Origin of the sequence: Pseudomonas sp. Z18(2022) (genome assembly GCF_036346535.1) — a bacterium.
Taxonomy (GTDB): Bacteria; Pseudomonadota; Gammaproteobacteria; order Pseudomonadales; family Pseudomonadaceae; genus Aquipseudomonas; species Aquipseudomonas yamanorum_A.
The window spans coordinates 308611-329737 of the sequence record NZ_JAOTOA010000005.1 but is presented as its reverse complement, the minus strand read 5'-3'; the positions used below and the strand labels follow the sequence as shown (position 1 = coordinate 329737).

At 62.2% G+C, this 21127-nt stretch carries 21 protein-coding genes and 2 pseudogenes; 9 read left to right on the top strand and 14 right to left on the bottom strand.

Features of this window, described 5'->3' with window-relative positions:
* Positions 1-2: 2 nt before the first annotated feature.
* Together V3W39_RS14785 and V3W39_RS14780 are read right to left on the bottom strand one after the other, a co-directional pair.
* On the bottom strand, positions 3-848 hold the full coding sequence (locus tag V3W39_RS14785) for a fumarylacetoacetate hydrolase family protein (RefSeq protein ID WP_177133173.1): 846 nt from the start codon (positions 846-848) through the stop codon (positions 3-5).
* A 30-nt stretch (positions 849-878) separates the two neighbouring features.
* On the bottom strand, positions 879-1619 hold the full coding sequence (locus V3W39_RS14780) for an SDR family oxidoreductase (protein WP_259195661.1): 741 nt from the start codon (positions 1617-1619) through the stop codon (positions 879-881).
* Between the two features lie 234 nt (positions 1620-1853).
* Between V3W39_RS14780 and V3W39_RS14775 the strand changes: the two genes are divergently transcribed.
* Both V3W39_RS14775 and V3W39_RS14770 read left to right on the top strand, forming a co-directional pair.
* Complete coding sequence (locus V3W39_RS14775; protein ID WP_076016736.1) at positions 1854-2615, top strand: FadR/GntR family transcriptional regulator; 762 nt, start codon at positions 1854-1856, stop codon at positions 2613-2615.
* Entirely contained in the window at positions 2612-3595 is a 984-nt protein-coding gene (locus tag V3W39_RS14770) for a diaminopimelate epimerase (protein ID WP_330212858.1), read from the top strand. The genes V3W39_RS14775 and V3W39_RS14770 overlap by 4 nt, the downstream gene beginning before the upstream one ends.
* Here V3W39_RS14770 and codA read toward each other — a convergent pair.
* From codA to V3W39_RS14735, 7 genes are all read right to left on the bottom strand, one after another.
* On the bottom strand, positions 3590-4825 hold the full coding sequence (codA, locus tag V3W39_RS14765; RefSeq protein ID WP_330212857.1) for a cytosine deaminase: 1236 nt from the start codon (positions 4823-4825) through the stop codon (positions 3590-3592). The two genes, V3W39_RS14770 and codA, sit on opposite strands and share 6 nt — an antisense overlap.
* A 27-nt stretch (positions 4826-4852) precedes the next feature.
* Complete coding sequence (locus tag V3W39_RS14760) at positions 4853-6070, bottom strand: PucR family transcriptional regulator (protein ID WP_330212856.1); 1218 nt, start codon at positions 6068-6070, stop codon at positions 4853-4855.
* Positions 6067-7335, bottom strand: a complete 1269-nt coding sequence (gene codB, locus V3W39_RS14755; protein WP_330212855.1) for a cytosine permease — start codon at positions 7333-7335, stop codon at positions 6067-6069. Before codB ends, V3W39_RS14760 begins: the two co-directional genes overlap by 4 nt.
* A gap of 202 nt (positions 7336-7537) precedes the next feature.
* Entirely contained in the window at positions 7538-8161 is a 624-nt protein-coding gene (locus V3W39_RS14750) for an NUDIX hydrolase (RefSeq protein ID WP_294735929.1), read from the bottom strand.
* Between the two features lie 10 nt (positions 8162-8171).
* Complete coding sequence (locus V3W39_RS14745; RefSeq protein ID WP_330212854.1) at positions 8172-8624, bottom strand: GNAT family N-acetyltransferase; 453 nt, start codon at positions 8622-8624, stop codon at positions 8172-8174.
* Positions 8625-8715: 91 nt separating this feature from the next.
* A complete protein-coding gene (gene queD / locus V3W39_RS14740) occupies positions 8716-9072 on the bottom strand; it encodes a 6-carboxytetrahydropterin synthase QueD (RefSeq protein ID WP_003190259.1) in 357 nt (118 codons plus the stop codon).
* A gap of 179 nt (positions 9073-9251) precedes the next feature.
* Positions 9252-10331: a patatin-like phospholipase family protein gene (locus V3W39_RS14735; RefSeq protein WP_177121842.1), complete on the bottom strand. Its 1080-nt coding sequence runs from the start codon at positions 10329-10331 to the stop codon at positions 9252-9254.
* Positions 10332-10490: 159 nt separating this feature from the next.
* Between V3W39_RS14735 and V3W39_RS14730 the strand changes: the two genes are divergently transcribed.
* From V3W39_RS14730 to V3W39_RS14715, 4 genes are read left to right on the top strand one after another with little or no spacing between them, the layout of a single operon-like run.
* Positions 10491-10799, top strand: a complete 309-nt coding sequence (locus tag V3W39_RS14730; RefSeq protein WP_177042669.1) for a PepSY domain-containing protein — start codon at positions 10491-10493, stop codon at positions 10797-10799.
* Positions 10799-11122: a PepSY domain-containing protein gene (locus tag V3W39_RS14725; RefSeq protein ID WP_330212853.1), complete on the top strand. Its 324-nt coding sequence runs from the start codon at positions 10799-10801 to the stop codon at positions 11120-11122. Before V3W39_RS14730 ends, V3W39_RS14725 begins: the two co-directional genes overlap by 1 nt.
* Complete coding sequence (locus tag V3W39_RS14720; protein ID WP_330212852.1) at positions 11122-11790, top strand: response regulator transcription factor; 669 nt, start codon at positions 11122-11124, stop codon at positions 11788-11790. Before V3W39_RS14725 ends, V3W39_RS14720 begins: the two co-directional genes overlap by 1 nt.
* Positions 11787-13103, top strand: coding sequence for a sensor histidine kinase (locus tag V3W39_RS14715; protein ID WP_177133189.1), 1317 nt, complete (start codon positions 11787-11789; stop codon positions 13101-13103). The genes V3W39_RS14720 and V3W39_RS14715 overlap by 4 nt, the downstream gene beginning before the upstream one ends.
* A gap of 136 nt (positions 13104-13239) precedes the next feature.
* Here the strand turns inward: V3W39_RS14715 and V3W39_RS33805 are convergent, their stop codons facing one another.
* Together V3W39_RS33805 and V3W39_RS33800 are read right to left on the bottom strand one after the other, a co-directional pair.
* Positions 13240-13995, bottom strand: coding sequence for a methyl-accepting chemotaxis protein (locus V3W39_RS33805; protein ID WP_371321516.1), 756 nt, complete (start codon positions 13993-13995; stop codon positions 13240-13242).
* 102 nt (positions 13996-14097) lie between these two features.
* Positions 14098-14244 (bottom strand): annotated as a pseudogene (locus V3W39_RS33800) (HAMP domain-containing protein); the annotation flags it as partial.
* Between the two features lie 1391 nt (positions 14245-15635).
* On the opposite strand from V3W39_RS33800, the gene V3W39_RS14705 reads away from it, so the two are divergent.
* The 3 genes and pseudogenes from V3W39_RS14705 (at position 15636) to V3W39_RS33790 (ending at position 18704) form a co-directional block, all read left to right on the top strand.
* The gene (locus V3W39_RS14705; protein WP_169389406.1) at positions 15636-16955 is read left to right on the top strand and encodes a Na+/H+ antiporter family protein; all 1320 of its coding nucleotides are present in this window, start codon (positions 15636-15638) and stop codon (positions 16953-16955) included.
* A gap of 69 nt (positions 16956-17024) precedes the next feature.
* Positions 17025-17846, top strand: a pseudogene (locus V3W39_RS33795) (cache domain-containing protein); the annotation flags it as partial.
* Positions 17847-17882: 36 nt separating this feature from the next.
* Complete coding sequence (locus V3W39_RS33790) at positions 17883-18704, top strand: methyl-accepting chemotaxis protein (RefSeq protein ID WP_371321515.1); 822 nt, start codon at positions 17883-17885, stop codon at positions 18702-18704.
* A gap of 60 nt (positions 18705-18764) precedes the next feature.
* Here the strand turns inward: V3W39_RS33790 and V3W39_RS14695 are convergent, their stop codons facing one another.
* The 3 genes from V3W39_RS14695 to nuoN form a co-directional block, all read right to left on the bottom strand.
* Positions 18765-19079, bottom strand: a complete 315-nt coding sequence (locus tag V3W39_RS14695; RefSeq protein ID WP_330212851.1) for a helix-turn-helix domain-containing protein — start codon at positions 19077-19079, stop codon at positions 18765-18767.
* Entirely contained in the window at positions 19069-19419 is a 351-nt protein-coding gene (locus V3W39_RS14690) for a toxin (protein ID WP_330212850.1), read from the bottom strand. Before V3W39_RS14690 ends, V3W39_RS14695 begins: the two co-directional genes overlap by 11 nt.
* A gap of 238 nt (positions 19420-19657) precedes the next feature.
* Complete coding sequence (gene nuoN, locus V3W39_RS14685) at positions 19658-21121, bottom strand: NADH-quinone oxidoreductase subunit NuoN (protein WP_017476148.1); 1464 nt, start codon at positions 21119-21121, stop codon at positions 19658-19660.
* Between the last annotated feature and the right edge of the window lie 6 nt (positions 21122-21127).

Genomic DNA, 21127 nt, shown 5'->3' with positions numbered 1-21127 from the left:
TGTCAGGCGTCGACCGTGGTCTGGTTCTGTTCGCCAAGGCCTTCAATGCCCAGGCGGATCTTTTGCCCGGGCTTGAGGTAGACCGGCACGGGCTTGATCCCCAGGCCGACACCGGGCGGGGTGCCGGTGGAAATCACATCCCCCGGCTGCAGGCTCATGAACTGGCTGAGGTAGCTGATCAATTTCGGAATCTGGAAAATCATCGTGCGGGTGTTGCCGTTCTGGTAGCGGTGGCCGTCGACTTCCAGCCAGATCGACAGTTGATGCGGGTCGGCGATTTCATCCCGGCTCACCAGCCACGGGCCCAGCGGGCCGAAGGTATCGCAGCCCTTGCCCTTGTCCCAGGTGCCGCCGCGCTCCAGTTGAAACTCACGTTCGGAGACGTCGTTGATCACGCAGTAGCCGGCCACGTGCTGCATGGCCTGGCTTTCTTCGATGTAACGGCCGCCCTGGCCGATCACCACGCCCAGTTCGACTTCCCAGTCGGTCTTGGTGGAGTGGCGGGGGATCTCGATGTTGTCGTTGGGGCCGACGATGGCGCTGGTCCACTTGTTGAAGATGATCGGTTCGTCGGGTATCGGCGCGCCGGTTTCGGCGGCGTGATCGGCGTAGTTCAGGCCGATGCAGATGAATTTTCCCACTTGGCCGACACAGGCGCCCAAGCGCGGGTTGCCCGGTACCAGGGGCAGGCTCGCGGGGTCGAGGTCTTGCAGGCGAGCGAGGTTGTGGGGCAGCAGGGCTTCGCCTGCGACATCACTGATGTGGGCGGACAAGTCACGCAGGCGACCCTCAGCGTCCAGCAGGGCCGGGCGTTCCTGGCCTTTTTCACCGTAGCGCAGCAATTTCATGAGTAATCCTCTTGATTCGCAAGTGGGCGGTCAGTTGCTCCAGCCGCCGTCAATGACTTGGGTGGTGCCGGTGGTAAACGCGCTGGCGTCGGAGCCAAGGTACAGCGCCAACTGGGCGATTTCCTGGGGTGTGCCCAGGCGGCCCATCGGCTGGCGCGCAGTGAAGGCGGCGTACACCTCGTCCTGCTGGCGGCCTTCGCGGCTGGCTTGTTCGATGATGCGTTGCTGCAGCGACGGCGACTCCACCGTGCCCGGGCAGATGGCGTTGCAGCGAATGCGTTGGGTGACAAAATCGGCCGCGACGGATTTGGTCAGGCCGATGACCGCAGCCTTGCTGGCGCAGTAGGCAAAGCGGTTGGGCACGCCCTTGAGGCTGGAGGCCACCGACGACATGTTGATGATCGAGCCACCGCCCGCCGCCAGCATTCCCGGCAGAAACGCGCGGATCATGCGGTACATGGCGGTGACGTTCAGGTCCAGGGCAAAGGTCCAGTCGCTTTCCGGGCACTCGAGTATGTTGCCGGCGTGCACTACGCCTGCGCAGTTGAACAGCACATCGAGAGGGCCGATCTCGGCGGCGAGGCGCTGGATGGCGCTGGCGTCGGTGACATCCAGTACCACCGTTTGCGCACCCGTCAGGTCGGCGAGCGCTTGTTGATTGATGTCGGCTGCAATCACTTTGGCTCCAGCCGCCAGGTAGGCTTCGACGCTGGCGCGGCCAATGCCCTGGGCGGCGGCGGTGATCAGCACGCGTTTACCGGTGAGGTCCATGACAGACTCCCTTGATTGTTATTATTGGCTCAATGGTCAGGCCATTAAGGACGTAAAACGCCTGCATCTGCGGCATAGCGAACCTGTGAGGGTTTGCTATGATCAGCACACTGGAAACGATCCAATGGTCAGGCCATTGATCCAATTTTTAGCATGGGTCTTCTCGGTCAACAAGCGGCTTTTTCGCGGGTTGATCATCTGGACCGTGCCATGCATGAATCGAGCTGAGCCTAGATGCCATTTCAAGTAATTGATAACCAACGTCTTTATCGACAGATTGCCGACCAGTTGCGGGCGTTGATCGACAGCGGAGAATTTCCGCCGGGCAGTCGCCTGCCGGCTGAGCGGGAGCTGGCCAAACTGTTAGGGGTGAGTCGCGCCTCCGTGCGTGAGGCGATGATTGCCCTGGAGGTGATCGGCCTGGTGGACGTGCGGGTGGGCAACGGCGTGCTGGTGTGCGAACCCGTGCAACCGAAAGTCAGCCAGGAGCCGGTGATGGCCCAGGCCACCCGGGATCAATGGAAGGAGTTCGACCCGGAGCTCAACCTGCACGTCGACTTCAATGCCGAGATTCCACCGTTTTCGTTGCTCCAGGCCCGTCGCCTGATTGAGCCGGAAGCGGCTGCTTTGGCGGCCAAACATGCCACCGACGAAGAGCTGGCGGGTATTCGCGAGGCGTTCGAGCGCAACGTGCAGGACAACCGCGAAGGCTCCCATACCCATCCGGGCGACCGACTGTTTCACATCCGCATTGCCCAGGCCTCGGGCAACCCGGCGTATGCGCTGATGATTGCGCACTTGCTGGGGCATCGTTACGGCAGCATGTTCCAGCGGTTGCAGGCGCATTACACCTCGGATGACATGCCGCATCGCTCGGAAGACGAGCATCGCAAGATCCTCGACGCCCTGGAACAGCGGGACGTGGAAGGTGCGCGACAGGCCATGCGCAAGCACCTCGAAGAGGTGGTGCGGATTTTCATGCGGACGGCGCAATGACCGTGTTCTATGACGCTCGCGGCAATATTTACGGCGTGGCGACCCCGGCACTGTTGCGCAGCAAAGGCATCGACGTGCCGGATGACGCCGCCTTGGCCGCGGGCACCCGCGATGCTTGGGCGTTGGCGGCGGTTGCCGCCGAATGCGAGTGGGGTTCTTTGCCACGCCCGGCTGGGGCCAAAGAGCATCGCTGCGACGGCTTGTTGGTGGGGCCGTTTCAGGCCGCACCGCCCTTCGACCTGTTGATCGTCAACACCGACGGTTCCCTGGCCGAGCGCAGTGGCAATGGGCTGACGATTTTTGCCCAGTCGTTGACCGACCAAGGGTTGATGACGCAGGGCTGTGACCTGCGTGTGCATCACGACAAGAAGGATGCACGGTCGCCGGTAATTACGCGGGTTGAGCGTGCGCAGTACGAACAGGTCCAGGGCTTTTGGCTGGCGCTGGGGCGTCCCGGGTTCGGGCCTTCGGCGGTGGGGGCGGTTGGCGTTGGCGTGGTCTCGCTGGAGGGGGCCGAGGTGAGCCATGTATCGCCACTGGCGGCGCTCAACCCCGAGTGGAATCACAGCCAGTTTGTGCGAGTGGGCAATCCTCATTGTGTGACGCTGGTGCAGGATGCATCGGCGTTGCCGGACAACGCGCAGATGCTCCGGCCAGGGTTGTTCGATTCGCTGAGGGCAATCGCTTTTGCGCCGCCTGCCGGGGCGGGTCAGCCCTGTATTTCCGGAGTCAACCTGCAATGGGGCGCCCGGGATTCCGGCAACCGTGTCATCGCCCGGGTGTTTGAGCGCGGCGAGGGGCCAACGGCGTCCTCCGGGACCAGCGCGAGTGCCGTGGCTTGCGCCGCCTGGTCTGTAGGATGGGTGACGGCGGGTGAGGTGGCGGTGGTGATGCCCGGCGGTACGGCACCGGTGCGCTTGCAGGCTGACGCGGGGGAGTTGCTGAGCGTCAGCCTGTTCGGAACGGCGCGGCGTTTATAAAAACTCCACCTGCGCCGGCCGGCGTTTCATCAACACTTTGCCTGCGCGAATCGAATACAGCGGCAGGCCCTGGCTGCGAATCACTTCATAGTCGCTGTCCGCCGACAGGATCAACAGGTTCGCCGGGCGTCCCGGTTCCAGGCCATAACGATCTCCCAGGGCCATGGCCTTGGCACTGTTGTCGGTGACCAGGTCCAGGGCGCTTTGCAGGTTGCGATAGCCGAGCATGTGGCAGATATGCAACCCGGCTTCCAGCACCCGCAGGATGTTGCCGTTACCCAGGGGATACCAGGGATCGACGATGGAGTCCTGGCCGAAGCAGACGTTCATGCCGGCTTCCAGCAGTTCGTTGACCCGGGTCACGCCCCGGCGTTTCGGGAAGGTGTCGAAGCGGCCCTGCAAGTGAATGCTTTCGGTGGGGCAGGAGACAAAGCTGATGCCGGAGTGGCCCAGCAGGCGGAAGAGCTTGGCGCAGTAGGCATTGTCGTAGGAGCCCATGGCCGTGGTGTGGCTGGCGGTCACGCGGGCGCCCATGTCGCGGCTGCGGGCTTCTTCGGCCAGCACTTCGAGAAAGCGCGAATGAGGGTCGTCGGTCTCGTCGCAGTGCACGTCCACCAGGCAACCGGTGCGCTCGGCCAGGTCCATCAGGAACTTCACCGAACTCACCCCTTGGTCGCGGGTGTATTCAAAGTGCGGGATGCCGCCGATCACGTCGGCGCCCAAACGGATGGCTTCTTCCATCAGCTCGCGGCCATTGCGGTAGGACTCGATGCCTTCCTGGGGGAACGCGACGATTTGCAGGTCGATGAGGTGGGTGCTTTCCTCGCGCACTTCAAGCATCGCCTTGAGCGCGGTGAGGTCCAGGTCGGTGACGTCGACATGGGTGCGCACATGCTGGATGCCATGGGCGGCCAGGGTCTGGATGGTTTTCCTGGCGCGGGTCTTGGTGTCTTCCAGGGTGATGGTGGCCTTGCGTTCGCCCCAGCACTCGATGCCTTCAAACAGTGTGCCGCTCATGTTCCAGCGGGGTTCGCCGGCGGTCAGGGTGGCGTCGAGGTGGATGTGCGGTTCGACGAAGGGTGGCACCACCAGGTTGCCGGCGGCGTCCAGGTCGTCGGGGCCTGCGATGGGAGCCGCGCCTTGTGGGGTGATGCTGGCGATCCGGCCGTGTTCCAGGTGCAGATCATGCAGGCCTTCACGGTTGCGCAGGCGGGCGTTGATGATGTGCATGGGCAAGTTCCTCTTGGCAAAAAACAGTCAGGCAGACAGCCGCCAGATCATCAGCGCGATGCCGATGTCCAGGCGGTCATAAGAATTGTCCAGCGTCAGCCCGCACAGGGCTTCGATGCGCTGGACGCGGTGCGTCAGGGTGTTGCGGTGAACCGCCAGCCGCTGGGCGGCGGCCACAAGATTACCATTCTCGTGGAACCAGGCCTCCAGGGTTGGCATCAGGCTTGGGCCATGGTGCAGGTCGTGGCGCAACAGCGGCCCCAGGCGTTCGTTGAGAAACTGGTCGAGCAGGGCGCGATCACGTACGCCGCTGAGCAACTTGAGTACCCCCAGCTCATCGTAGACACACAACCCGGCGCGCTCACTGAACCGCCGCGCCGCCGCCAACGCCTGGCGCGCTTCGTCCAGGGCCTGGGCCAGGCGAGCGGGCGAGTGCGCGGCGGCACTCAGGCCGATAAACAGTTTCAGCGGCGCCAGGCGCAGGTTCAGCGCTTTCAACCAGCCCGCCAACAACTGGCGGTTGGCCAATGCCTCGCCCGCGTCGGCCGCAGGCAACAGCATTGTCCATTGCCCGGCACGGCCCAGCACGGGCAAACGAGACGGATGCTGCGCGGAAAACTGGCGCAGACGACGGGTAATGGCATCGTGCTGACGGGCCAGCTGTGCTTCGACCACCGGCGCCTCGCCTTGGGCAAACAGTGCATCGCTGCCGTCCAGCTGCAACTGGACGAGCTGCCAATGCCCGGCCAATGGCATGCCCAATTGCGCGGCGCGGTGCAGCAGTAAATCCAGGGATTGATAGTCACCGGCCAGCAGGCGTTCCAATACATCGTGCCGCGAGCGCCCCAACTGTTGCGACTGGATCAACGCCGAACCGATGGCCTGGGTCACCAGCACCATCTTCAACGAGTACGGCTGCTCGATCAGCGGCATGCCCGCGTCTTGCGCGGCTTCCAGCAAGCGCTGCGGGATCGCCTGGATATAGTCCGCTCCCGTGAGAATCACCAGCCCGGCGACCTGGCGCTGACAGGCCTCGTCCAGCAACACCAGCAGGTTGGCCTCATCCCGGGGGTGATTGATACCGGTGATGAACACCAGTTCGCCCCCCAGCACCCATTCGGCGATGCCGCTGTTTTCCGCCACATAGGGCCAGCGCACCGCGTTCTCCAGGCCGGCTTCCCCGGCCCGCAGGCACATCGACTCCAGCCCGGGCAAGGCCAGCACATCGGCGATGGTCAGGCTCATGCCTGGACGTCAGCCAACGGTGCCCGCACGCGCAGGACGCTGGTCAGCACGATGTAGGTCAGCGACGCCGCCACAATCCCCACCAGCGGAGCGACCCACGGCGAATGAAAGGCCAGTACCGTGCCCACGGCATAGGCGATCAGCCCGGGCCAGTTGAATGCCGGCAGGCGCGTCTCGGCCAGGCGCGGGTAGTGGCCGCGGTAGCGATAGAAAAAGTCCGCCATGATCACCCCGCCGATCGGCGGAATCACCGTGCCCAGCAGGATCAGGTAGGGCACCAGCATGTCGTACATGCCCAGCAGCGCCAGCAGGGTGCCGATCACCGCGCCGGCCAGGGTCACCGTTTTGCGGCGTTTGGTGCGCAGCAGGTTGCAGCCGGCGACGGCGAAGTTGTAGATGGTGTTGTCCTGGGTGCTCCAGATATTCAGGAGCAGCATGGCCATGGCGGCCATGGCAAAACCTTGCAGCAGCAACACTTCGACCACGTCCGGTTGCTGGTAGACGATGGCGCCATAGGCACCAATCAGCACCATCAAGCCATTGCCGATAAAGAAGCCGATCAGGCTGGCCAGCACCGCGACCTTGGCCGAGCGCGAGAACCGCGTCCAGTTGGTGGCCTGGGTCGCGCCGCTGACGAAGGTGCCGAACACCAGCGTGATGGCGGTGGACAGATCCAGCTCGCCGGTCGGCACTACTGCCAGCAGCCCATCCAGACCGCCGACCTTGACAGTGGCCACCCACATCGACAGAAACAGCAAAATGCCCATGGCCGGTACGGCGATGTAGGACAGGATCTCCAACCCGCGATACCCCACGTAGGCCGTCGCGCAGAACACCATGCCGAACAGCACCATCAGCCCGAGCACGCTGCCCTGGCTCAACTCGAAATATTTGCCCAGCACCACAGCCGCCGTGGCGGTGCCCCAGGCGTACCAGCCGATCTGGGTGAAACCGAGGATCAAGTCGCTCAGCTTGCTGCCCACTTCGCCAAAGCAGAAGCGCCCCATCAGTACCGAATTCAAACCGCTCTTGAACGCGATGTAACCCAGCCCTGCGGCGTAGATACCCAATAACAGGTTACCCAGGGCCACGACGCCGAGCATTTGGGTGAAGCTGAAGGCCACTCCCAATTTGCCGCCGGCGAACATGGTGGCGGTAAAAAAGGTAAGGCCCAGCAGCACCATGGCGGTGGAGGCCAGGCCTTTGCGGGCATGCATGGGCACCTCGCTAAGAGGGTAGTCATTGCCCGGTTCGTTCTGCGTCATGTGCCTTTCTCCCTGAATGAGTGACGCAGGCCTATTGCACCCGGCGTGCCAACTGCAATGCAGTGACGTGCGCACGGTCAGCGCTGTGCACGTTGCACAGTATTTATAGCCAAACAGGGAGAGCACGCGGGAGGGATTGGTCTTTCTGCCCAGTCAGGCGCGAAAGCGGTGCAGGGGTGATACAAATTGGATCACCCGTTTTTCAATCGAACAGGGTGTGGGTGGTCTCCCCGCGGTGAAACGCAAAGGCGGCCTCAAGGTCGCTTTCAATGGTGCGGCCACGGGAGAGCGGCGGCAAGTCATCGAGCCTGAAGAAGCCGACGTCCGTCGTTTCGAAACCGGCAGCCGGCGCCACTTGATCAACTCGCTCGCACAGAAAATAGAGTTTGTAGAAGTCCCGGATATCGGGCCGGTACAAACCTTTGGCCTTATGGGTGACGCTGTACAGCGCCCGAGCGGTAACGGTCAGCCCGGCCTCTTCGCGGATTTCCTTGATGATGTTTTCAGCGGCCGACAAACCGATATCCGCATAGCCTCCGGGCAACGCCCAGCAACCATCCGTCAACTCACGCACCAACAGGATCCGGTCACCGTCAATCACCGCACCCCGTACATCAATCATCGGCGTCGAATAGCGCTTGGCAAAGTCCGGCACCAGCCCGGTGATGCGCTCCAGCGGCACTTCGCCCAACTGCGCGAGCATGCTGTGGGCGATCTGGGCGATTTCCTCGAGGCGCTCGCGCTCGAAGTCATCGGTGCAGAAATGCAGCCCCGTGGAGGCCAATGCTTGCAAGCGCTTGGCCTGGGCCAGCCAGGTGTTTTCCATGGGAATTCCTTCAGCGAGAGGCAGTGAGGTCTTTTTGCAGGTAAACCCGACGCAGGCCGTTTTCCTCGGCCCGGTGGGTTTCCACATAGCCCTTGCGGGTGTAAAGCGCTAGGTTTTCGGTCATTGCCTCATTGGTGTAGAGGCGCACGAAACCCTGATGGGCTTGCTGTTCTGTGAACTCCAGCAGCACGCGCCCGTAGCCCAGCCCCTGGGCGCTGGGGTCGACGGCCAGGTTATCCAGCAGCAGGTACTCGTCCTCATGGATCAGCACGACAAAGCCGTGCACCCGGCCGGAACTCTCCAGCACATGTACGCGTCCAGCAGCGACCTGTTGGCGATAATCATCCAGCATCGGCCCCGGCTTGCGCCCGATGCGTTCGATGTAAGGGGAGTAGGCGGCGTGGACGATGGTCTCGATGGTGGCGATATCGTCAACGGTAGCGGGGCGGATATGGGTTGGCATCGCAGCGCTTCCTGTACAAGAGGCCACGACTGTAAGGGAGTCACCGGCATAAAAAAACCACCGCAAGGGTGGTTTTTTCTAGATCACCGGCTCATTCGCCGCGATAAATGCAGCCACTGGTGCAGGTCTCATGGATGCGAATCGCGCTGAGTTCCGGCAACAACGGTTTCAATTCATTCCAGATCCATTTGGCCAGCACTTCGCTGGTCGGGTTCTCAAGGCCCGGGATGTCATTGAGGTAGTTGTGGTCCAGGCGTTCGTAGAGCGGCTTGAAAATCGCCTTGATCTCCGAGAAGTCACGGATCCAGCCGGTATGCGGGTCGAGGTCGCCGCTGAGGTGGATCGCCACCTTGAACGAATGGCCATGCAGGCGCCCGCACTTGTGGCCTTCGGGCACGTGGGGCAGGCGGTGGGCGGATTCGAATGTAAATTCCTTGAAGATTTCCACAGTATTTTTCAGCTCGGTCAGGTGTCTGGCAGGCGGCGAGTTTAACAGTTTGTTGCCACCGCGCGCGCACCCTACGTAGCAGCTGTCGAGCTTTAGCGAGGCTGCGTTTACGGTTTGTCTGGTAAACCGAGGTGCTGCCGACGCAGCCTCGCTTAAGCTCGACAGCTGCTACGGGGGGGTCAGAGAGCCAGCAGGCGTTCGCCCAATTGCCCGTTGTCGGCCAGTTGCAGGAATTCATCCCCCAGCCGCTGGCTTTCGCTCATCGCGGTTTGCCAGTACTTGTTGCGTCCCGGGTCATCACCCATGAAACGCTTGAAGTCACTGCGGTCCGGCAGTTTGCCGTGGGGCAGGCGCGCCAGGTATTCCTTCGACGGTGCCAGCAGCAATACATCCTGCAGGCCCTGTTGATTGGCGCGGCGCCACGGCAAGCCCTTGTCGAACCAGCCGGGAATGACCCTGTCGGTGAAGTGCGGGTACAGCACGATGTCGTCACCGTGGTAGGGCAGGTCGAGGTGATAGTCCAGCAGGCCGCCGTCGCGGTAGGTGCCTACGCCAGCACCCGGCAGGTCACGCACGCCTTGCATCACCATGGGGATCGAGCCGGACGCCAGCAACGCCTGGCGCAGGTTGCCCAGTTCCAGATTGAGGAAGCGTGACGGGAAATCCTTGAGCGCATGCAGCGGTGGCGCCTGGCGCGGGTCGTGGACGATCAGCCGTTCGAAGTGCCGTGACAGCCGAGCGCGGCCCCGCAGGTTGTCGGCGATCACCGAGGACAGGCCCAAACCGAGGCGACCGCGATGATCGTCGGCGAGCAGGCCGTGGCTTTTGACCACCATGATGTTCAGCCGATAGTTCGGGTTGTCGAGCACCCGGGCATCACGACCGGCCAGCAGGTCATCGAGCATGCGCACGCAACTCTGGCTGACTTCGGCCATGGTCACGCCTTTGGCAAAACTTTGTTCGTTGTACAGCCGGCCCAGGTCGAGCAGGCCTTGCACCGGGTCGGGCAGGCATGCGCTGGCAAACCGCCAGGAGCCTATCGAGGCGCCGATCAGTGCACGTTCGCGTGGCGCGCGGGGCAGCCAGTCACCGAACAGCGCCAGGTCCAGGCCCTGGATGCCCAGGGCCTTGGGGCCGCCAGCAGCACCGGGCAGGATGCCGACATCCGCAGGCGCCAGCCCCTGTTCGCGAATGCGTGCGAAAGCGCGTTTGCCGGCCTTGAGGGTCAAGGCGGGGAACTTCATATGGATAGCAGTCATACCGATCTCATCGACAGCGAGCAGGGCAGTATAGAAAATCCTGCGCGGTTGCAGGCAATGGTGTTGCGCAGAATTGCCATGGTGGCAATTCAGTTTCAGTTAAGTTGGATCCAGTACGGTGAGCCCCGTAGGCAAAATATCCTGAAACGGAGACTCACCATGAAAACCCTCACAGCCGTGATCGCCGGCAGTATCATCGCCCTCACTGCGGGCCTCGCCCAGGCCCGAGACCTGGGGCCGGACGAGGCACTGAAATTGCGCGACGCTGGTACCATTGTGTCTTTCGAGAAGCTCAACGCCATTGCACTCGCCAAACATCCCGGCGCCACCGTGCATGAAACCGAGCTTGAAGAGGAATACGGCAAGTACCTGTATCAGGTTGAACTGCGCGACGCCCAGGGCGTTGAGTGGGACCTGGAATTGGACGCCGTCACCGGGGCCGTCCTCAAGGATCATCAGGATACGTAATGAAGGTAAATCTACGCACCAGCGTTCAAGTGGCGCTGGTGCTCCTGGCATTTTGCTCAAGCCTGGCCGCTCGGGACCTGGGCCAGGACGAAGCGCTGCGCCTGCGCCAGAAGGGTGTGATCGCGCCGCTCGAGCATCTGCTTGGCCCGGCTTTCGAGCGCTACCCGGGCGCCAAGTTGCTCGACGCCGAGCTTGAGGAGCACAAGGATCATCCTGTGCGCTATATCTATGAAATCGAACTGCTGACAGTGGAAGGCGTAGTACGCGAGATCGAACTCGACGCCAACACCGGCCAACTGCTCAAAGACAAGGAAGACGACTGATGCGCCTGCTTCTGGTGGAAGACCACGTACCCCTGGCCGATGAGCTGTTGGCCGGGCTCAATCGCCAGGGCTATGCCGTCGACTGGCTGGCGGACGGGCGCGATGCGGTGTATCAGGGGCGCAGCGAACCCTACGACTTGATCATTCTTGATCTCGGCCTGCCGGGCCTGCCCGGGCTTGAGGTGCTGACGCAATGGCGCGCCGCCGGCTTGGCCACGCCGGTGCTGATCCTCACTGCCCGCGACTCCTGGGCCGAGCGCATCGAAGGGCTCAAGGCCGGAGCCGACGATTACCTGAGCAAACCCTTCCACCCCGAAGAACTGCACCTGCGTATCCAGGCCTTGCTGCGCCGTTCCCATGGCCAGGCCAATCAGCCCACCTTGCAGGCCGCCGGTTTGCACCTGGATGAGGGCCGCCAGTGCGTGATGCGTGACGGCGAGGAGATCCAACTGACTGCCGCCGAGTTTCGGCTGCTGCGTTACTTCATGCTGCACCCCGAGCAAATCCTTTCCAAAAGCCACCTGGCCGAACACCTTTACGACGGCGAGACCGAGCGTGATTCCAATGTGCTGGAAGTCCACGTCAATCACCTGCGCCGCAAGCTGGGCCGCAGCGTGATCGAGACCCGGCGCGGCCAGGGTTACCGGTTTGGCGCTGGCCCTGCATGAAGTCGATCCAGCGGCGCCTGAGCCTGGGGCTGATCAGTGTGATGGTGATCGTCGGCCTGGTGCTGGCGCAGACCAGTTTGTGGCTGTTCGAAGTGGGCCTGCAACGCTACCTGGAATCGGGCCTGCGCAATGACAGCGAGAACCTGCTGGTGGCGCTGGTGCGCGGGCCCACGGGTGTGCAACTGGATGAGCAGCGGCTGTCGCCGGCTTATCAGCGCCCGTTTTCCGGGCACTATTTCCGTATCGATTTTGGTGACACCCACTGGCGTTCCCGCTCGTTATGGGACCAGGAACTGCCGCAACTGCCCCAGGCCGGGCTCAAGGGCAACCTGCAACTGGGCCCGGAAGGCCAGCAACTGCTGGTGCTGCGTTCGGACTACAAGCGCTTCGGCCAATCGATTTCCATCAGCGTGGCCCAGGACTACACCCCGGTCAGGGAAAGCTTTCGCCTGATGCGCCAGATTGGCCTGGTAATCGGGCTGGCGGCGCTGTTGCTGATCCTGATCCTGCAACGGGTCACCGTGCGCCGCGCGTTACGCCCGCTGGAGACCGCGCGCAACCAGATCGCCCAACTGCAACAAGGCCAGCGCTCGCAACTGGATACCCAGGTGCCGGTGGAACTGGAGCCGCTGGTGGCACAGATCAACCATTTGCTGGCCCACACCGAAGACAGTCTCAAACGCTCGCGCAACGCCCTGGGCAACCTCGGCCATGCCCTGAAAACCCCGTTGGCGGTGTTGCTGAGCGTGGCCTCCAGCGAGCAGCTCAAGGACCATCCGCAACTGAGCAAGCTGCTGCGCGAACAGTTGGAGCAGGTGCAGCAACGGCTTAACCGCGAACTCAATCGTGCGCGGTTGGCCGGCGAGACCCTGCCGGGTGCCTTGTTCGACTGCGATGGTGAATTGCCGGGGCTGTTAGCGACCTTGAACATGATCCATGGCGAACATCTGGATTTGAGTTACCGCGTGCGCCCCGGTTTGCAACTGCCGTGGGACCGCGAGGACTTGCTGGAACTGTTGGGCAACCTGCTGGACAACGCCTGTAAATGGGCGGATGCCGAGATTGTGTTGAGCATCAGCGAAACCCCGGAAGGCTTTCGGCTGACGGTCGAGGATGACGGGCCGGGGATTCCCGAGAGTCAGCGCGACCAAGTGTTCAGCCGGGGCACCCGGCTGGATGAGCAGACTGATGGCCATGGTCTTGGGCTCGGGATCGTGCGGGATATTGTCGAGGTGTGGGGCGGGGTGCTGCTGTTGCAGGAAAGCGAGCTGGGCGGGCTGAAGGTGGTTATCGACCTGCCACGTCGCCAGTGAAAACCGACGTAGCAGCTGTCGAGCCTTGGCGAGGCTGCGTCGGCGGCATACCTGACACACCGCTAACGCAGCCTCGCCGAGGCTCGACAGCTGCTACGGGATACTCGGGCTTATTGCCAGAGAATCTCGCAGCTCATCAAACCCTGAACTGATCCATCAAACCCTGCTGCTGATTCGCCAGGCTATTCAACGCCTGACTGACCCGCGCCGATTCATTCGCCTGCTCGGACAGCGACTCGGTCACATCCCGAATCGTCGCCACGTTGTTGTTGATCTCCTCGGCCACTGCGCTTTGCTCTTCGGCGGCGCTGGCGATTTGCAGGTTCATGTCGCTGATCACCGTCACCGCATCGCCGATCTGGCGCAACGCGGTCACGGCCTGGCCCACCTGTTCGACGCTGCCTTGGGCCTGACGATGGCTGTTGCTCATGGAGCCCACCACATCCTGGGTGCCACTTTGCAGTTGCTCGATCACCAGGCGGGTTTCTTCCACCGATTCCTGGGTACGTCGTGCCAGGTTGCGCACTTCGTCGGCAACCACTGCAAAACCACGACCGGCCTCACCCGCGCGGGCCGCTTCGATGGCGGCGTTGAGTGCCAGCAGGTTGGTCTGCTCGGCGATCGCGCGAATCACTTCCAGTACCGAACCGATCTTCTCGCTGTTGGCAGCCAGGCCTTCAACCTGGGTCATTGCCGTGCTCATGTCAGCGGCCAGATGACCGATGCTGGTGGTGGTGCGGTCGATCACCGTCAAGCCTTCGCGGGTAGCCCGGTCGGCATCGCGGGCGGCCTGGGCGGCCTGGGCTGCACTGCGGGCGACGTCCTGGGCGGTGGCGCTCATCTCGTGGGAGGCGGTGGCCACCTGGTCGACCTGGCGGTATTGCTGCTCCATGCCGGCGCTGGTTTCGGTGGCAATCGCGGCCGACTGATCGGCAGTGCCACGGGCGTCCTGCACCGAACGTTTGACCTGGGCAATGATCGGCTGCAGCTTGTCGAGGAAGCGGTTGAACCAGCCTGCCAACTCACCGAGTTCATCGTGCTTGTCGTAGGCCAGGCGGCGGGTCAGGTCGCCTTCGCCGCTGGCAATGTCTTCCAGCATGCGCGCCACCCCGAGGATCGGCCGCGTCACGCTGCGGGCCATCAGCCACACCAGCAACAGGCCGACGATGGCGGCCAACAGGCCCAGGCTCAGTTCCAGCAGGGTGCCCTTGGCGTTGTCGGCGTCGAGCTTGACCTTCAGGGCTTCAGCCGGGGCGACCAGGACTTTTTCCGGCACATCCAGCAACACGCCCCACGGTTTGCCATCGGGAATCGGCAGGAACGGCGCCAGTACCTTGAGTTGATGGTCGGTGCGCACACTGCGGGTCTGGGTGCTGCTGGCCAGGGCGCTGATCAGTTGCGCGCCATTGGAGGTGTCGACGGTGTCCAGGCGCTGGCTGAGTTTGCCGGCGTCCGGGCTGTAGCCGGCCAGCAGGCCCACCGGGCTGATGATGCTGACGCTGGTCTGGCCGTTGTAGAGTTTCTGGCTGGCGCTCTGGCTGACCGCTTGCAGGCTGTTGAGGTTGATGTCCACCGACAGCGACGCGATGACTTTGCCGTTGACCATCAGCGGGAACACGATGCTGGTCATCAGCACCTTTTGCCCGTCGATGACATAGAAGTACGGCTCGATCACGCAGGGTTTGAGGGTGGTGCGCGGGCAGGTGAACCACGCGTTGGCTTTTTCGCCGCTGGGTCCGATGCTGGTGTCGGACATGTCGCTTTCGGGCAGCGACATTGAGGTCAGTTTGCCCGCGGTCGGCTGGGACCAGTACAGCGCAAAGCGGCCCTTGTCGTTGCTGCCCAGCTCCTTTTGATTGGCGAACAGTTCGTCCTTGCCGTCCAGTGCGTTGGCTTCAAACACCAGGGACAGGCCCAGCAAGTCCGGGTTGGCTTGCAACGCGGCCTTGACCTGGCGAGTCAGGTCTTCGCGCAGATCGAAGGCATCCAGGAAGCGTTTTTCTGCCTGTTCCCGCAGGAACAGCACCTGCCGGGAAAAACCGTGACCGTATTGATAGGCGTCCATGAACTGCTGGCGAATGCCCAAGGCCTGGACTTCACCCTGGGCTTCGATGCGCGCCTGGGCGGCTTCGTCGAGCATTTCCATGCTGGAGGCCTTCACCAGATCGGAGCTCTGCGCCATGCGGTACAGCGACAGACCCACCAGCAAGGTCACGATGCCCAACAGGCAGAGACCGGCCAGCAGGGTAATTTTCCATTGAATGGACAGCTGTCTGAGCGACATGGAGCCTTCCTTAACCTTTCGATACGACAGAGACGATCTGCCTGTATCGGCCGCTTGAAAGTTTTCTTTATTCAAGCGTTCAATTTAAAGCTGTTTGCGACGTCGTGCTTTGACATGCCCGCCTGCCTGCTGCAAAGTGCGCGCCCTCTAATAAAACTCCTTTAACACCTGATTTGCGGCAGCCGTCCCCGACAGCAGCCCGGGCAGGTGCGTGCTTTTTTTATGTTTTCTGTCTTGAGGTAACGATGATTAATGCAGTAATCGCCGCGGTCGGCACCATGCTGGTGCTCAGCCTGTCCCGCGTGCATGTGGTGATCGCGATCATTGTCGGTGCACTGGTGGGTGGCCTGACCGGCGGCCTGGGCATCGACGCAACGCTCAAGGCGTTCAACAGTGGGCTGGGTGGCGGTGCGACGGTGGCATTGTCCTACGCGCTGCTCGGTGCTTTCGCGGTGGCGATTGCCAAGTCCGGCCTGGCCCATGCGTTGGCCGACAAGGCCCTGCTGCTGGTGGACCGTCAGGAAGCCACCGGCGGCAGTCACGTCAAGTGGTTGCTGATCGGCTTGCTCTGGGTGGTGGCCATCGCCTCGCAGAACATCCTGCCGATCCACATCGCGTTTATCCCGCTGCTGGTACCGCCGCTTTTATATGTGCTGACCAAGCTGCAACTGGACCGCCGGCTGATCGCCTGCGTGATGACCTTCGGCCTGATCACGCCCTATATGTTTCTGCCGGTGGGCTTCGGCAATATCTTCCTGAATCAGATCCTGCTGGCCAACGTGGCCAAGAGCGGTGTCGACATCAGCCAGGTCAACGTCACCCATGCCATGGGCCTCCCGGCGCTGGGCATGGTGGTCGGCCTGCTGGTGGCGGTGTTTATCAGCTATCGCAAGAAGCGCGTGTACGACCTGGAGAAAATCGAGCGGGTCGAGCAGGTGGCGGTGCAATACAACCCGCTGACCCTGCTGGTGGCCGGCCTGGCAATTGCGGCGGCGTTCATTATCCAGCTGTGGCTGGACTCGATGATCATCGGCGCCCTGGCCGGGTTCCTGATTTTTTCGGTGTCGGGCATCGTGCGCTGGCGTGACACCGATGACCTGTTCACCGAAGGCATGAAGATGATGGCGATGATCGGCTTCATCATGATCGCCTCGTCGGGCTTTGCAGAAGTGCTCAAGGCCACCGGCGAAGTGCAGACTCTGGTGCAAGCCTCGGCGGCGTTTATCGGCCATAGCCGCGGTGTGGGCGCGCTGCTGATGCTGCTGGTGGGCTTGTTGGTGACCATGGGCATCGGCTCGTCGTTTTCCACGGTGCCGATCCTGGCGGCGATCTTTGTGCCGCTGTGCGTGCAACTGGGCTTCAGCCCGCTGGCCATCGTGTGCATCGTTGGCACGGCCGGGGCACTGGGCGATGCCGGCTCGCCCGCGTCCGACTCGACCCTGGGCCCGACCTCGGGTTTGAACATCGACGGCCAGCATCACCATATCTGGGACACCGTGGTCCCGACCTTCCTGCATTACAACATTCCGCTGCTGGCGTTTGGCTGGTTTGCTGCGATGACGCTCTGAGGGATTGTCCTACAGATTTATTGTAACTAGCCGTTAACCTCTTAAGTTGTCCCTTAAGAGAGAAGAGCCATGCGTCTGAGTCTAAAGGCCAAAGTACTGTCCCTTGCTGTCCTGCCCGTGTTGTTGTTTGCCGTGATCATCAGCCTGACCACGGTGTGGATCCTTCAGGAGCAGGCCCGCAAGGAGGTCGAAGAAACCCGTCAGAACCTGCTCAACGACGCCAAGACCACCTTGCGCGGCTACGTCGAGGTGGCCATGACCACCATCCAGCCGCTGTACGATGCTGCCGCCCAGGGCGACACGACGGTGCGGGCGCAGGTGGTCAAGCTGCTGTCCAACACCAGTTACGGCAAGGACGGCTACTTCTTCGGCTACGACTCCGAGACCATTCGCCTGTTCAAGGGCAACAGCCCGGACGGCGTGGGCAAAAGCTTCAAGGACAACCGCGACCCGAACGGCGTCTACGTCAACCGTGACCTGGTGAAAGTCGGCAAGGACGGCACCCACTACCTGCAATACAGCTCGACCCAGCCCGGCCAAACCGAACTGGTGCCCAAGCTGGGCTACACCGAATACTTGCCCAAGTGGGACATGGTGATCGGTACGTCGGTGAACCTGGACGGCATCGACGCCCAGGTCGCCGAGGTTCAGGCCAAGGTGGAAAAACGCATGGAAGGCGTGGTGCTGAGCATCATCGGGATTGCCGTGGTGGTGCTGTTGGTGATCGCCGCCGTGGGCATGCTGGTGGCCAATACCATCCTGCGGCCGCTCCACCTGATGAAGATCAACCTCGACGACATCGCCGCCGGTGAAGGTGACCTGACCCGCCGCCTGGCCATCACCAGCCAGGATGAACTGGGGGAATTGGCCGGCTCGTTCAACCGCTTTGTCGACAAGATCCACGGCCTGGTGCGCCAGATCACCGAAATGACCTCCCAGCTTACCGGCCTGGTGAGCCAGGTCGCCGAGCAAGCCAATCGCTCGGAAAAGGCCATGGAGCGCCAGCGCCACGAAACGGACCAGGTGGCCACCGCGATCAACGAAATGTCGTCTGCCGCCCATGAAGTGGCCCGCAGCGCCCAAGGCGCCGCCGTGGCAGCGCAACAGACCGACGCCGAAGGCCAGGCTGCGAAAAAAGTCGTGGATGGCAGCATCGCGCAGATTCACGCGCTGGTGAACGACATCCGCACCAGCGGCGTGTCCCTGGACAGCTTGCAGCAGGACGTTTCCTCGATTGTCAGCGTGCTTGGCGTGATCCGCTCGATTGCCGAACAGACCAACTTGCTCGCCCTCAACGCCGCCATTGAAGCCGCGCGGGCAGGGGAGGCCGGCCGTGGTTTTGCCGTGGTCGCCGACGAAGTGCGGGCGTTGGCCAGCCGCACCCAGCAAAGCACGCAGGAAATCCAGGGCATGATCGACCGCCTGCAAAAAGGCACCGAAGCCGCCGTGGAATCCATGCGTCGCTCCAGCGAAGCCGGCGACGGCACCTCGGCCCAGGCCAACGAAGCGGGTGCCTCCCTGGACACCATGGCGCAGTTGATCGGCACCATCAACTCGATGAACGCGCAGATTGCCAGCGCGGCTGAAGAGCAAACCGCCGTAGCCGAAGAGATCAACCGCAGCGTGCATCAGATCGCGGTGGCGGTGGACAGCGTGGCGGATGAAACCCAGCAGGGCGCCCAGACCTCCCGCAGCCTGGCGGATCTTGGGCAGCGGTTGGGGCAGTTGGTGGGGCAGTTCAGGATTTGATTGCAGGCTTTCGCCCATCGGCAACGTCCTGTTGCTGATGGGCTTGGCCAGATTGATGCATCAGGTCAACAGCGCCAACCGCTCCACCGTCTCGGGAAACTTCGCCACCAGCCGAATCAACGTTGCCGCCTGAGCATTGGGTGTGGCCCGGCCTTGCTCCCAATTTTCCAGGGTACGCGTATTGGTGCGCAGGTACATCGCAAACACCGAGCGCGACAGATTGAGTTGTTGACGCACAGCGACCACTTCGTCTGCGGTGAGCGGTGCCAGCTTGCTCAACTGCACCTTGTGGCTGCGCAGCGTTACCTTGCCTTGTCGCTCATCTGCCAGCGCGTCGAAGCCTTCGACCAGTTCGGAAAAGATGTCACATTTCATAAGATTTTCTCGCTTTGATTTCCCTGTCCAGCAGGTGTTTGAGCGCCGTTTTGTGTTGTGTGCTCAGGTCGTCCTGTTCGTGTTTGCCATAAAGGGTGAACAGCCAGAACTGCGTACCACCCGACCACCAGTAATAGATGACTCGCAGGCCACCCCGTTTGCCCTTGTTGCGTCGCTCATCGACAAAGCGAACCTTGCGTAACCCGCCGGTCCCCTCTATCACGTCGCCCGCTTGCGGGTTTCTCATCAACTCCTGTTGAAAACCGTGAAATAACTCATCACTCAGATAATCCCTGCGGTGCCGCTCAAAGGCTGGCAATTCGATAAATAGAGCATCCATGTTCTGTACGTAGCCTGCGTATAGTTTGGTGGCCCATCTGCGGTGGGTCAAGTGACCCTGCTGTGGGATGTTTCCTAAAACGCAACCACGATACGAGTGACGCAGGCAGGTTGATGCCGGAAGGGTAGGCATCTCGATGAGGAAAACTCCCTCTGTGTGGCAGACAACAAATCGATACCCCAGAAACGCAAAACGGCGCCCGAAGGCGCCGTTTTGCTTACTGCGTTTAACTAAGCGATCAACCCGCCATCACCGCATGCTGCACCAGGGTGAGCAACGGTTGTGGGTACACACCCAGGAAGAACGCCAGCAGGGCGATTGCCAGCAGCATCACGCCGCCCGCTTTCTGTTCCCAGTGCAACTCGGCGTCCACACGGCGCAGGTTTGGTTCGATCAGGTACAAGGTCACCATCACGCGCAGGTAGTAGAAAACGCCGATGGCGCTGCCCAGTACCAGGGACGCAACCAACCACCATTCGTGGGCTTCAACACCGGTGGCCACGATGTAGAACTTGCCGATGAAGCCGGCCGTCAGCGGGATGCCGGCCAGGGACAGCATCATCACGGTCAGTACGGCGGTCAGGTACGGACGCCGCCAGAACAGGCCGCGGTATTCGTACAGGGCGTCAGCGTCACGGCCTTTGTAAGGCGACGACATCAGGGTGATCACACCGAATGCACCCAGGCTGGTGATCACGTAGGTGACCAGGTACACGCCGATGGCTTCCATCGCCAGGCCCTTGCTTGCCACCAGGGCGATCAGCAGGTAACCGAAGTGCGCGATGGACGAATAACCCAGCAGACGCTTGAGGTTGTTCTGGGTCAGCGCCAGCAGGTTACCGAACAGGATCGACGCGATCGCGATGATGGTCAGCACGTTGCTGAGTACACCGGTGTTGGCCGCAGGGGAGATCTGGAACAGACGCACCATCACCGCAAACACGGCGACTTTCGACGCGGTAGCCAGGAAAGCGGCCACCGGCGCCGGGGCGCCTTCGTACACGTCCGGGGTCCACAGGTGGAACGGAACCAGCGACAGCTTGAACGCCAGGCCGATCAGCATCATGGCCAGGCCCAACTGGGCGATTGGCGCAGGGCTGCCGGAGGCTGCCAGGGCGTGACCGATACCGCTGAAGCTCAGGCTGCCGGCTTCTGCGTAGAGCAGGGCCATACCGAACAACAGGAACGCGGAACCGGCGGCCGACAGCACCATGTACTTGATGCCGGCTTCCAGGGAGCGCTTGTTGAAGAAGGCATACGCCACCAGGCCGTAGACCGGGATCGACAGCAGTTCCAGGCCGATGAACAAGCCGGCCAGGTGCTGCGCGCTGACCAGCACGATACCGCCGGTCGCAGCCAGCAGGATCAGCAGGTACAGCTCTTCGCGGTTGCCCGGGTAACCCGTGCCGCCTTCGCCGAGGTAGGCGTGGGCGAGGGTGACGCAGGCCAGGGTGGCCACGAGGATCAACGCGATATAGAGCAGCGCGAAGTCATCGACCATCAACAGCGGGGTGACTGCCAGCGGTGCGACCTTGAGTGCCGGGATAATCGACAGCAAGGCCAGGTTCAAACCTGCCACGGAAATCAGGAAGGTCTGTGAGTGGTTGCGGCGCCATGCGATCGCCAGCATCACCACCACAACGGTGAGGCTGGAGATCAGCAGCGGCGCAAGCGCGATAAAGTGTTGGATCGTGAATTCCATAGCGCT